Annotated in this window: 9 protein-coding genes; 3 read left to right on the top strand and 6 right to left on the bottom strand. The window is 47.7% G+C overall.

Annotation, left to right across the window (positions count from 1 at the left end; translation table 11 throughout):
* Position 1 precedes the first annotated feature (1 nt).
* From ASG85_RS07450 to ASG85_RS07425, 6 genes are all read right to left on the bottom strand, one after another.
* The gene (locus tag ASG85_RS07450) at positions 2-928 is read right to left on the bottom strand and encodes a polysaccharide deacetylase family protein (protein ID WP_060645829.1); all 927 of its coding nucleotides are present in this window, start codon (positions 926-928) and stop codon (positions 2-4) included.
* Positions 929-978: 50 nt separating this feature from the next.
* The gene (locus ASG85_RS07445) at positions 979-1,704 is read right to left on the bottom strand and encodes a polysaccharide deacetylase family protein (protein WP_057302523.1); all 726 of its coding nucleotides are present in this window, start codon (positions 1,702-1,704) and stop codon (positions 979-981) included.
* A gap of 151 nt (positions 1,705-1,855) precedes the next feature.
* Entirely contained in the window at positions 1,856-2,347 is a 492-nt protein-coding gene (locus ASG85_RS07440) for a hypothetical protein (RefSeq protein WP_057302524.1), read from the bottom strand.
* Between the two features lie 25 nt (positions 2,348-2,372).
* A complete protein-coding gene (locus ASG85_RS07435; RefSeq protein ID WP_063860204.1) occupies positions 2,373-3,554 on the bottom strand; it encodes an MGDG synthase family glycosyltransferase in 1,182 nt (393 codons plus the stop codon).
* 57 nt (positions 3,555-3,611) lie between these two features.
* On the bottom strand, positions 3,612-4,187 hold the full coding sequence (locus tag ASG85_RS07430; protein ID WP_057302525.1) for a thymidine kinase: 576 nt from the start codon (positions 4,185-4,187) through the stop codon (positions 3,612-3,614).
* Between the two features lie 34 nt (positions 4,188-4,221).
* Positions 4,222-5,199: an HD domain-containing protein gene (locus tag ASG85_RS07425; protein ID WP_057302526.1), complete on the bottom strand. Its 978-nt coding sequence runs from the start codon at positions 5,197-5,199 to the stop codon at positions 4,222-4,224.
* Positions 5,200-5,298: 99 nt separating this feature from the next.
* On the opposite strand from ASG85_RS07425, the gene ASG85_RS07420 reads away from it, so the two are divergent.
* The 3 genes from ASG85_RS07420 (at position 5,299) to ASG85_RS07410 (ending at position 12,344) form a co-directional block, all read left to right on the top strand.
* Positions 5,299-5,916 (top strand): YdcF family protein, encoded by a 618-nt coding sequence (locus ASG85_RS07420; protein WP_060645828.1) that lies wholly within the window; start codon positions 5,299-5,301, stop codon positions 5,914-5,916.
* Between the two features lie 202 nt (positions 5,917-6,118).
* Positions 6,119-10,711, top strand: coding sequence for a glutamate synthase large subunit (gene gltB / locus ASG85_RS07415; RefSeq protein ID WP_060645827.1), 4,593 nt, complete (start codon positions 6,119-6,121; stop codon positions 10,709-10,711).
* Between the two features lie 148 nt (positions 10,712-10,859).
* Entirely contained in the window at positions 10,860-12,344 is a 1,485-nt protein-coding gene (locus tag ASG85_RS07410) for a glutamate synthase subunit beta (RefSeq protein WP_057302529.1), read from the top strand.
* The last annotated feature ends 805 nt before the right edge of the window (positions 12,345-13,149 follow it).

Here is a 13,149-nt window from a genome sequence, read left to right as displayed (position 1 = left end):
GTCATTCTGTCCCAAAGTACTGTTCACCAACTGGTACCCGATTTGTAGACAATACATCGCTTACAGTCCCTACGTGCAATCCTTTATTCTTGACAGCGGTAAGCATGCCATCCAAGGCTTTACTTGCTGATCGAGTAGGATGCATGAGGATTAAGAAACCATTGCCTGCTTTTGTACTAATTTTATGAATGATGGATTGCGGGCTTGGATTTCTCCAATCAACCGTATCTAACGTCCACAACACCGTATTCAGCTTCATACTTTGAGCAACTTCTACAGTCTCTTTATCGAAATCGCCCGACGGGGGAGCAAACCAGCGGTTTTTTACTTGCAGCTCTTGAGAGAGCAGTTTTTCGGTTTTCGAGATCTCCTGGTAAGCTTGGCTGTTGCTTAATTGGCTCATGTTTTTATGAGAATAAGCATGATTGGATAATTCATGACCGCGGTCCAGGATTTGTTTGGCCGTGGTCACATTCTTTTTAAGCCAAGATCCGTCCAGAAAGAAAGTTGTTTTCACATGATGCTTGTCCAGTGTATCGAGAATAACAGGGATATATTCATTTCCCCATGCCACATTGATCATGAACGAAACCATAGGTTTTTGAGGGTTGCCGCGATAAATAGGGGCTGCTCCCAACTGATTAAGATGAATCTCCGGTGGTATTTCCTTATAAACATAATGAATAGATCTGCCGCCAAGGTTGTTCTTGTTCATTTCGTATGTCTTTTGAATATCGACTTCCAGACCATTGTAACCAGGGATAGCCCCCTCAACACGATCTATTTTTGCAGAAATAGGTAAGATTCGCTTTTTTGGAGCTTCATTCATAATTTCGGTCATGACGGAATCGCCAGCAGATACTGTGAATCCGGACAAAACAGGCAGCGCACAAAGTATCAAACAATAACGCAGCTTAAAATGTACCATCGCAAAGCACTCCATTTCAAATTTCTTTTTAGGTTTAGGCATCTCTATGTCTAATCAATTTTTGCAGGGAGAGCCTTGTTATAATTTAGAAGTTGTGAAACGGTAACTAGCTGATATCCCCTACTTTTTAATTCCGGCAAAATGATCTTCAAGGCTGCAATGGTCTGTGTAGGACCTTCAATATAGTCATGAAATAACACAATATTTCCGTTTTTCGCATTCTTTAATACGCGGTTTACAATTTTGTTGACCCCTGGTGTACTCCAATCCTTTGTATCCAATTGCCAACTCCACATAATCATCTTATACCCTTCCGCCCGTACAGTAGCTACAAGCCGCTCGTTATAAAACCCTCCAGGCGGGCGAAACAATAGGCACCGTTTTCCAGTTGTGTCATAGATAAGTTCCTCTGTTTGATTAATTTCTTTTTTAATGTTGTTTTTTTTGCTTAGATAGGCGTGGCTATATGTATGATTAGCTATCTCATGGCCCTCGCGTATAGTTTGATTTAGAACGTCAGGGTAAAGCTTTACTTTATTACCCACAACGAAGAAAGTGGCCTTAGCTTCGTACTGTTTGAGCAGTTCCAGGATCTGAGCTGTGTATTCAGGGTGAGGACCATCGTCGAACGTTAGTGCAATGACTTTCTCATCGGTGGTTATTTCCCAAACGATTTCTCCGCGTGTCTCATAATAAGCTCGATCTTTCTTAGGGGCGGCATTAGCAGCAGGCTGCATCAAAAATAGACAAATACACAAAATAATAAATATTCTCATGTTGTTCTCCTTTGTATAAATGGGTGACAAAATTATAATCTCCAATAAAGCCAATCCAATTCAATATAAATTTGGTTCGATTCAGCTCTTATGGTAATTTGAGCAAAAAAAAGACATGTCGCGGCAGCAACATGTCTTTTGCACCATCTTATTAGTTCTTCGGCTGATCGCCGCCATTACTACCGTTTCCGGTACTGTTCCCATTTCCGTTAAAAAACGTAGTCGTCAGTGCACGAATCTTCTCCATGAATTTCCCGTACCCATATCCGGTAAGAAACGCCACACTGATACGAGCGGCCATCGAGTCCCCGACTTGCAACAGTAGGATGCCGCTCTCGAATAAGACGATGGTAATGATCGCTGATCCAAAGCATAGTATCGGGCGCATCAGGTACCAGTACACCCACTGTGTGGTGAGGTCGTGGTAATGCTCATGAAACATGCGCAGTCCATACAGCGCCCCGCCTAAAGCTCCTGCAAATCCAAAGCACGCATACTCGTGATACTGATTTACGTCAATTCCGAGCAGTTTCCCCTGAACAGAACCGCTGCCAAGCACAGCCATCATCCAGAGGCTTCCGACGAACCAGATAAGCAAATAAGTGAAGATGAACTGCTTGCCGAATCGGTGAAGGGGATCCATAAATAAAACACCGCCCTATACATGGTTAATACCATTGTATGAGCGGTGTTGTTGTTGATGCCTGCACATAGGGGCGCTTCTCCGATAACTTTAAATATTGCATGATGGCTGCGGAGCAGTCTTGCGCCGTATATTTTTGATGGTTGCGGATATCTGTTCTACGTTTCACAAGCTCGGGATACTGTTCAAGCAGTAAATTGAACCAGTGATCTATCATCTCTAGCGAAATAATTTTCTGACCATAACCCTGTTCCTGAAAATAGTCGCAGTTCTTCTCTTCTTGACCTGGAATGGGGCTGTAGAACAGCATCGGAATGCCCTTGGCCATCGCTTCTGTACAGGTCATCCCGCCAGGCTTCGTAATGAGCAGATCGGAGATGTCCATCAGCTTGTTAATCTCGCTAGTGTAACCGATTAGATGTACGTTAGGCTGCCGGAACACGTCTTCCTCGAGTAGCTGTTGACGCGCTTTTTCATTCGTACCCAAGCAGATTAGAAGCTGGATATCCTTGCTCCAACTTGCCAAATACGTCAGCAGTTCTTCCTTTTCTTCCTTTTTAAATACACCCCAACCGCCGCCCATGACCATAACAGTGGGCATGGCTTTTAGACCAAATTCTTGGCGAATCTGCTCTTTGCTATGTTCCAAACGGAAATTAGGATGCACAGGAATTCCCGTGACTTCAACATGCGTTTCCGGCACACCGCGGCCTATCAAACGTTCTCTCACCATGGGTGTTGAAACCAAGTATTTGTCTACGGCTGGATCAATCCATGTGCCATGAACGTCGTAATCGGTAATGACGGTGAAGAGAGGAACATGAAGTCCAGCTCTTTTGAGACGAGAGACGATAATGCTTGGAAAAGGATGCGTGCAAACGATGATATCTGGTCTTAGCTGCTTGATGATTGCTTTCGTCTGGGAGTAGAAGATACGATGCAGAACAAGCCCAGCGACGCGACTCGGCGACTTTTCGTACTGATTACGGTAAAGCATACCATAGAGTTTGGGTTGTGATGTAACCGTGCGGCGGTATGCCGAAAAGATCCAAGGTGCCAAGGTAGGATGCAAAAAAGCGCCAAGCTCGATCACGCGTGTAATAATCTCAGATGAGCTCTGCCTAAGCTCCACTGAAAGCGCGTGAGCCGCTTGCGTATGACCTTTCCCGAAGCCCTCGGATAAGAGCAAAATCCGTTTTTTTCGCAAGGAACTCACCTTTCTTAGTAAAACCATTTCTTTGTGACCTATTTATAAGTATAGCCATTAAATTTGTGAAGACTTCCGCTTAGCTGCATAACATTTACGACACACAGGTACATAGCTTTCATTACCGCCAATTTGAATCTGCTCACCGTGGAAGATCGGCTCCCCGTCTTTGCAGCGCATGTTCATAATTGCTTTTTTGTCGCAATACCAACAGACGGTTTTGATCTCCTCGATCGTGTCAGCTACGGCTAATAAGGCATCGCTTCCTTCGAATAATTGCCCCATGAAATCAGCTCTGAGTCCATAAGCAATAACGGGAATATCCAATTCGTCCACAATTTCAATTAATTGAGCAACCTGCTCTTTATTCAAAAACTGCGCTTCATCAACCAAAATGCAGTTTGGGCGTTCTGTGCTCGCGAGTGCAATCATATCCAAGTCCTTGTCCACCACGGTAGCGACCTTTTGCATGCCGATTCTGGAGACAACTTTGCCAACCCCGAAACGGTCATCTACGACGGACGTGAGGAGCAGTACTTTCTTTCCTTGTTCTTCATAATTGTGTGCGACTCGTAAAACTTCAATTGATTTACCACTGTTCATAGTACCATAACGGAAATACAATTTTGCCAAGCTGGGCCATTCCCCTCTGCGGATGTAATAAATGTTATATGGTGAAAAAGTAAGTGGCTGTCATACTATCGAGTTCTGCCAGCTTGACGGCGGATTGAAAGCTTGCTTCTGAAGCGAGCTTATCGCCGATCAGCGGCTGTTTCTTGTAAGGCTTTCGAATTTTGACTTCTATACTGCCTGGAACAGGCTCCCCAGTGATTTGAATCCGTTGGGGCTCGTACATCAGCACATGGATGATTTCCCTGGAAATCGCATTATTGCTTTGCAAAAGCTCCTGGATCAATTCGTGATCCATAAGAGATGGAATACGTTCCTTCATGCCGGGATTCGACTCGCAGTGATGAGCAGCGGCCTTGGCCAGCAAAGCATCCATCGCAAGGAACTGCGGGTTCAGAAAGAGCCGGTGGTCCTCCACGACCGCATGAACCAGTGCAGCAGCCGTATCTTCGTCAGCTTCCACATAATGACCGCGTAAGCGAAGCCCTTTGACAATCTCAGAGGGTGGCCGTATTTGTTGTCCGGCATAATAAGTGTCCCTTAGAAAGCTATCCAGATGATCGAGCCCGAGAAGCGTTGTTTTATTCGTTAGAGGGCTGTCTTGATTTAAAATATCCACAATTGATGGTGGAGAAATGCCGTGCTTGATAAGAATATCAGCAACAACGCCGCGCCTAATTAATTGCTCAGTCTGCTGGTGATGATCGTACCCTAGTGTTCTCTCAACCGCATGGGAGAATGGCAAGTGTCCGATATCATGTAGAAGTGCAGCAATTCGTAGATGAGGTTCATCTGGGCAAAAGTGAGCCATTAATGACCAGACGCCTACGGTATGTTCATAACGGGAATGTGTCATCGGTGAAAAAAGCGCAGATGCCCCGAAGTGATGCAGAAACTTCAGACGGCGAACCGGCTGCGACCGGAAAAGCTCAACTTCAATCGGATGGGCATTCATTTGCCATTGATAAAGAGGCTCCCAGATCGTTCCGGTTGAAAAAGTATGCTGTATACTCAAAACAGAGTTCCTCCTAGGCTGTGGAATCTGGATGTATGTTCTTTGCAGCGGTATAAGCTATCATAGCATGAAACATAGAAAGTTTGCTATCATGGGCCTATGAAAAAGAAACTCAAAACTTGGCTTTGGATACTCGTCGCTTTGTTCCTAATCATCCTGTTTTACTTTTCTTTCATGAGTTGGAAAGTTAACTATACTTGGAAACATTCCCATGGAACTCCTAGTGATTGTATCATTATTCTAGGCGCTGCGGTATGGGATGGCAAGCCGAGTCCGGCTTTACGTGAACGATTGGATATTGCGGTAGAGGCTTACGGGAGCGGATTAGCTCCGAGTATTATTGCGAGTGGGGGGAAAGGCGGCAGTGAACCCTCTGAAGCTGAAACGATGAAACGTTATTTAATGGAGAAAGGAGTACCGGAGCGGGCTATCCTTTTAGAGGAGAAGTCTCGAAGCACCATGGAGAATTTGCAGAACAGTCAGGCGATTATGATGGAAAAAGGTTATCGGACAGCGGTTATTGTAACGCATGGCTTCCATGCTTATCGGGCATCTCTGATGGCGAGAAGCCTAGGAATTACATCGACGGTCGAGCCAGTACAGATTCGTCCGCTCTCATTGACGTACTATACGTTAAGGGAGTGTGCAGGCATTGCTATTTTCACGCTGGAATCTATTATAATGAAACCCTTTTCATATTATTTATTTTTGAATTGAACTATAAGATATCAAGTGTTAATATAATATAAAAAATATTGAGAATATTTCATCTAATTAATTAGCTTGGTTTAGATGGAATAGGCATTCGCGTGTCATCACTTTTTAGCGCTTTAACGCGTGCGTCCAAGGGTAAACGACTCCATTGTCCGGGCAAGGACGAAGAGTACAACCAAAAACGAGGGAAGAAAGGTTGCACAACATGACTAAAATTGGATTACCTCCCAAACAGGGATTGTACGATCCGGGGTTTGAGCATGATGCGTGCGGTATTGGCTTTGTTGCCAATATCAAAGGTGTCAAATCACATGAAATCGTCAAGCAGGCGCTTCGTGTCCTTTGTAATTTAGATCATCGCGGTGGTCAAGGCAGTGACCCGAAAACGGGAGACGGGGCAGGCTTATTGATGCAAATCCCGGATACGTATCTTCAGTCCGCTTGTGAGAAGGAGAATATAAAGCTCCCTGCTGCTGGCAGCTATGGTGTAGGTATGGTTTATTTACCTCAGGATTTGGAGGCACGCCAAGCATGTGAGAGTATAATTGAGCGAATTGTCAAACAAGAAGGGCAGCAATTCCTCGGATGGAGAACCGTTCCAACGGATAACAGTTCTTTGGGAGATACCGCGAAGTCAGCGGAGCCGTTTGTTCGTCAAGTCTTTATCGGTCAAAGTGAAGATGTTACGAGCAACTTGGATTTTGAGCGTAAGCTATATGTTATTCGTAAGCTATCTGAAAACGCTATCAAATTATCTCATCGTGAATCGCAATTTTACTATTCTAGCTTGTCTAGCAGAACGATTGTATATAAAGGAATGTTAACGCCTGCGCAAGTAGACGCTTATTACATTGAATTACAAGATGAGAAAGTAGACACCGCACTCGCACTCGTTCATTCCCGCTTTAGTACGAACACATTCCCGAGCTGGGAACGTGCACATCCGTACCGCTATTTGATTCATAATGGTGAAATTAATACCCTGCGCGGCAATGTGAACTGGATGCATGCCCGTCAAGCTATGTGCGAAACCGAATTATTCGGCGAAGATTTCAAACGCATTCTTCCTGTTATTGATACGGATGGCTCCGATTCACAAATGTTTGATAATACATTAGAATTCCTCATGCTTTCCGGACGTTCGCTGCCGCATGCAGCGATGATGATGGTGCCAGAACCTTGGTCCAAACACGAAACGATGGATGATGAGAAGAAGGCTTTCTACGAGTACCACAGTACACTGATGGAGCCGTGGGACGGTCCAGCAGCCATTGCTTTCACCGATGGCAGTCAAATTGGGGCAATCCTTGACCGTAATGGCTTGCGGCCATCGCGTTACTATGTAACTACCGACGATTTAATCGTACTGGCTTCAGAAGTGGGTGTCTTGGATATTGAGCCTGAGCGTATTCTGTACAAAGATCGTCTCAGACCAGGACGCATGCTGCTTGTTGATACGGTAGAAGGACGCATCGTGACGGATGAGGAAATCAAAAGCCGCATCGCTGGCGAACAGCCTTACCGCGATTGGCTGAACGAGCACCTTATCTCACTTGAAGACTTGGAAGATGCACCAATCGTTCTCGGTTCCGACCATGACACGGTACTGCAGCGTCAGCATGCATTTGGTTATACCTTTGAACAACTGCGTAAGACACTGGAGCCAATGGCCAAAACGGGTGTAGACCCTATTGGTTCAATGGGTACAGATGCACCGCTTGCCGTGCTTTCCGATCGACCGCAGCTGCTATATAACTATTTTAAGCAATTGTTTGCGCAGGTTACCAACCCGCCGATCGATGCGAATTTCGAAGAAATCATTACAGCTCAAGGTACGACAATCGGTCCTGAGCGCAACCTGATTAACCCTGAACCGGAGAGCTGTCGACAAATCCGGTTGCAATCGCCTTTCCTCTCCAATAAAGAGCTGGCGAAGCTGCGTCATATTAATCGCGATGGCTTCAAAACTGTTACCTTGCCTACACTATTCGAGGCGGCCGAAGGTACAGCGGGTCTGGAAAGTGCTATGCAAGCCCTTTATGCTGCTGCTGATCAAGCCATTGTGGAGGGCGCTTCATTATTAATCCTTTCAGACCGTGGTGTGGATAGCCGTAAGGCACCGATTCCGGCGCTGCTTGCCACTTCGGGACTCCATCACCATTTGATTCGCCAAGGCACACGGACCAAGGTGAGCTTGCTAGTAGAGTCAGGCGAGCCGCGTGAAGTGCACCATTTTGCTTTGCTGCTCGGTTATGGCGCAGGGGCTATTAACCCGTATCTCGCGTTGGAAACGTTAGAGGACATGATAGGTCGTAAGCAGCTAGTTGGCGTTGATATTGAGAAAGCGACATATAACTACATTAAAGCGGTAACGAAGGGCGTTGTTAAAGTCCTGGCGAAAATGGGCATTTCCACGATCCAGAGTTACCGTGGGGCGCAAATTTTCGAAGCGATTGGACTTAGCCAAGAGCTCGTCGATTCATATTTCACATGGACTCACACACCTGTTGGCGGGATTGGTATCGATATTGTGGCTAAGGAAGCTTTGATCCGCCACAACCGTGCTTTCTCCGAGCAAGAGGGACGCGATAAGGTGCTGGACACCGGTGGTGACTTGCAGTGGCGTCGGGATGGAGAAGACCATCTCTACACACCGGAAACGGTGCATGCCCTACAATCAGCCGTTCGTACGAACAACTACACGATGTATAAGAATTTCTCGAAGCTCATCAAACGTGAGGATGAGAAATATATGGCTTTGCGCGGGCTTCTGAGCTTCAAGGAAGGCCGACAACCGATCCCGATCGAAGAGGTGGAGCCGATTGAGTCGATCTTCAAGCGCTTCAAGACGGGAGCCATGTCCTATGGCTCCATCAGTAAAGAAGCGCATGAGACGATTGCGATTGCGATGAACCGCATCGGCGGCAAGAGCAATACCGGCGAGGGCGGCGAGCATCCAGAGCGTTTCACGCCGGATGCGAACGGCGACCTTCGCCGCAGCGCAATCAAGCAGGTGGCGTCCGGCCGCTTCGGCGTCACAAGCCATTATCTCGTCAATGCTGACGAGATTCAGATCAAGATGGCGCAGGGCGCGAAGCCCGGCGAGGGCGGTCAGCTCCCGGGAACCAAGGTGTACCCTTGGGTAGCCGAGGTTCGCGGCGTTACGCCAGGCGTAGGCTTAATCTCGCCGCCGCCGCATCACGATATTTATTCGATCGAGGATCTGGCAGAGCTGATCCACGATCTCAAGAATGCCAACCCGCGGGCACGGATCAGCGTCAAGCTGGTATCCGAAGTCGGTGTTGGCACCATCGCTGCCGGCGTAGCCAAAGGGAAAGCGGACGTTGTCCTGATCTCCGGCTACGACGGAGGAACAGGCGCGTCGCCGCAGACGAGTATTCGTCACGCGGGACTGCCGTGGGAGCTAGGTCTGGCGGAGACGCATCAGACGCTCGTGCTCAACAACCTGCGCAGCCGTATCGTCGTCGAGACAGACGGCAAGCTGATGACGGGGCGCGACGTTGTCGTAGCTGCCCTGCTCGGGGCTGAGGAGTTCGGCTTCGCTACAACTCCGCTCATTACTATTGGCTGCGTAATGATGCGCGTGTGCCATCTGGATACCTGTCCAGTTGGGGTTGCTACGCAAAATCCGGAGCTTCGCAAGAAATTTGCCGGGGATCCGCAGCATGTGGTCAATTTCATGACCTTCATCGCGCAGGATGTGCGTGAGATGATGGCTGAGCTTGGTTTCCGCACCATTGAAGAGATGGTCGGCCGTACAGATGTGCTTGAGTCTAAGCAAGCTGTCGAGCATTGGAAAGCTAAGGGCGTCGACTTATCGCCGCTTCTGCACCAACCAGAGATGGGCGAGCATGTAGGCCGTTTCTGCCAAATGTCGCAGGATCATGGTTTGGATCGCTCTTTGGACGTAACGAAGCTGCTCGCTATTTGTGAGCCTGCTATTGAGCGCAAGGAGCATGTGCATGCCATCCTGCCAATTAAAAACGTCAACCGTGTTGTCGGAACGATTGTAGGTAGTGAAGTTACACGTCGTCACGGCGTGGACGGATTACCTCACGATACGATCCGCCTCCACTTTAATGGTTCTGCGGGACAAAGCTTCGGTGCTTTCGTACCGAAAGGGATCACGCTTTCGTTGGAAGGTGATGCGAATGACTACGTTGGTAAAGGTTTATCCGGCGGTAAGCTGGCTATCTTCCCTTCCAGTAAGTCGAACTTTGTTCCTGAAGATAACGTGATTATTGGAAATACAGCGTTCTATGGCGCAACCGACGGGGATGCTTACATCCGTGGTATTGCAGGCGAGCGTTTCTGCGTAAGAAACAGCGGTGTGCGAGCAGTTGTCGAAGGTGTAGGCGACCATGGTTGTGAATACATGACAGGCGGCCGTGTTGTTGTTCTCGGTTCTACGGGACGCAACTTCGCAGCAGGTATGTCAGGCGGTATCGCCTACGTGCTGGATGAGAAGGGGGACTTCTCAAGTAAGGTGAACAAAGAAATGGTTTACCTAGAACAGTTGGAAGAAACGTATGAAATGAACGAACTGAAAACGATGATTCAGCATCATGCCACATTTACGGATAGCAGCGTTGCCCACCAAGTTATTCAGCACTGGGATGAGTACGTTTGGAAGTTCGTGAAAGTTATACCGAAGGACTACAAACGGATGTTTGATGCTATCGAAAAGGTGAAACGCTCCGGACTAAGCCAACAAGAAGCCGTCATGGTTGCATTCGAGGCGAATATGAGGGATGTTTCACGTGTCGGTGGAAACTAACGAATCAGACCAGATGCTGACGAAGTAAGTCTTGCATAAGCAAAACATGTGACGCTTGCTTCCGATGCCAGTTTTTCTAGCGAAGAACTCAGCACATGCTTACGAAGTAAGTTTTCTAGCGAAAACTCTCAGGAGGGACTAAACGTAAATGGGTAAACCAACTGGCTTTATAGAACATCGTCGTGAAGTGGCAACTGAAGCTGCTCCCCTAGTTCGGATTGGACATTGGAAGGAGTTTGCGACGCCGCTGACTGAAGATAAATTGCAGACGCAAGGGTCTAGATGTATGGACTGTGGGATTCCATTTTGTCACACGGGGGCGTTAATCAGCGGCATGGCCGCTGGTTGCCCAGTTAATAACCTCATTCCTGAATGGAATGATCTGGTATATCGCGGTCAATGGAGAGAGGCTCTGGACCGTCTGCATAAGACGAACAACTTCCCTGAGTTCACGGGGCGTGTATGTCCGGCGCCATGTGAAGGATCTTGTACGGTAGGTCTGAAGGATACACCGGTTACGATCAAAAGCATTGAGAAAGCCATTATTGATAAAGGCTTCGATGAGGGCTGGATTACACCTGAGCCTCCGGAAGTGCGCACAGGTAAGAAGGTAGCTGTCGTAGGCTCGGGTCCGTCCGGACTCGCTGCAGCGGCGCAGCTGAACAAAGCCGGACACTGGGTAACCGTGTTCGAGCGTGCAGACCGTGTGGGCGGACTGCTCATGTACGGGATTCCGAACATGAAGCTGGATAAGAAGTACGTCCAGCGTCGTGTGGATCTGCTGGAAGCCGAAGGGATCACGTTCGTTACCGGCGCTCACGTTGGTGTGAACTACCCGATTGAGAAGCTGCAGGAGGAGTTCGATGCCATCGTTCTGTGCGGCGGTGCAACGAAAGGCCGCGATCTTCCGATCGAGGGCCGTGAGCTAGGCGGCGTCCACTTAGCTATGGAGTTCCTGAGCAAGAACACGAAGAGCTTGCTGGATTCCGAGCATGCCGACGGCGAGTTCATTTCCGCCGAAGGGAAGGATGTTATCGTCATCGGCGGCGGTGACACGGGTACGGACTGCGTGGGCACATCTTTGCGTCACAAAGCGAAGAGCGTTACGCAATTTGAGATTATGCCCAAGTCGCCGGACACACGTCCTGCGAACAATCCTTGGCCGGAATGGCCAAAAGTCCACAAAGTGGACTACGGTCAACAAGAAGCGGCTGCGGTGCAAGGCGAAGATCCGCGCCAATACTTAATCAACACGAAGAAATTCGTGGGGGATGAGAATGGCAACTTGAAGGAACTGCACACGGTGCTCATCGAGTGGCAGAAGAACGAGAAAGGCCAATTCGTTCCTGTGGAAGTTCCGGGCAGCGAGAAAGTATACCCAGCTCAGCTGGTACTGATCGCGATGGGCTTCACAGGACCGGAGAACACGGTGCTGGATCAACTCGGCGTCGTCAAAGATGAGCGCTCCAACGCGAAAGCGGACTACGGTAAGTTTGCGACAAGCGTAGACGGTGTCTTCGCTGCCGGTGACATGCGTCGTGGGCAAAGCCTCGTGGTTTGGGCGATCAACGAAGGTCGCGCAGCGGCTCGTGAAGTAGATCGTTACTTGATGGGTTCGTCGAACTTACCATAAAGATGCGGAGAAGAGGAAGGAACCCTTGGTTTGGGTTCCTTCCTTTTTTTAAGAATGAAGAAAGGTATAAGTTTTCTGAGGTATGAGAGATTGAGATGATTCCATTGCACATAATCCAATCTGCAGATCATAATGTTATACCCATCCCTTAGAATACTGCATATTTTCCAATGAGAGTTGACGTAGCCAATTCAAATTCTTATTGTTGGAAAGCGTGCAATAACCTGCAGCCAGTGTATAGGCTGTAAAGATATTTTTCCTCGTTACGGATGCGAGGGGATGTGGAATCGTGTCTGTAACGATGTTTTTCATTCTTACAGACGTGAAAAAAGCAGTTTTGTGCGCTGAGCGAGGCTGTAAAGATATTTTTCATCGTTACAGTCGCGAGGGGGAAGTGGATCGTGTCTGTAACGATGTTTTTCATTCTTACAAACGAGAAAAAAGCAGTTTTGTGCGCTGAGCGAGGCTGTAAAGATATTTTTCATCGTTATGGATGCGAGGGGAAGTGGAATCGTGTCTGTAACGATGTTTTTCATTCTTACARACGAGAAAAAAGCAGTTTTGTGCGCTGAACGAGGCTGTAAAGATATTTTTCATCGTTACAGRTGCGAGGGGGAARTGGAATCGTGTCTGTAACGATGTTTTTCATTCTTACAGACGAGAAAAAAGCAGTTTTGTGCGCTGAGCGAGGCTGTAAGGATATTTTTCACACTACAAATGCATCAAACCTAACATGAAAATATTGTTAGAATAATTTCCTATATAAGGAATAATATGATGTATTTTCGTGGACGAATACAAAAAA

The sequence above is a fragment of the Paenibacillus sp. Soil724D2 genome, assembly GCF_001427935.1.
Classification (GTDB): domain Bacteria; phylum Bacillota; class Bacilli; order Paenibacillales; family NBRC-103111; genus Paenibacillus_E.
The sequence above is the reverse complement of the archived record's forward strand: the minus strand, read 5'-3'. Positions and strand labels throughout refer to the sequence as shown.

Bases quoted from the DNA above. Each gene is read 5' to 3' on its own strand.
- gltB (WP_060645827.1), top strand. From the start codon at position 6,119: ATGACTAAAATTGGATTACCTCCCAAACAGGGATTGTACGATCCGGGG.
- ASG85_RS07440 (WP_057302524.1), bottom strand. From the start codon at position 2,347: ATGGATCCCCTTCACCGATTCGGCAAGCAGTTCATCTTCACTTATTTG.
- ASG85_RS07450 (WP_060645829.1), bottom strand. From the start codon at position 928: ATGGTACATTTTAAGCTGCGTTATTGTTTGATACTTTGTGCGCTGCCT.
- ASG85_RS07410 (WP_057302529.1), top strand. From the start codon at position 10,860: ATGGGTAAACCAACTGGCTTTATAGAACATCGTCGTGAAGTGGCAACT.
- ASG85_RS07445 (WP_057302523.1), bottom strand. From the start codon at position 1,704: ATGAGAATATTTATTATTTTGTGTATTTGTCTATTTTTGATGCAGCCT.
- ASG85_RS07420 (WP_060645828.1), top strand. From the start codon at position 5,299: ATGAAAAAGAAACTCAAAACTTGGCTTTGGATACTCGTCGCTTTGTTC.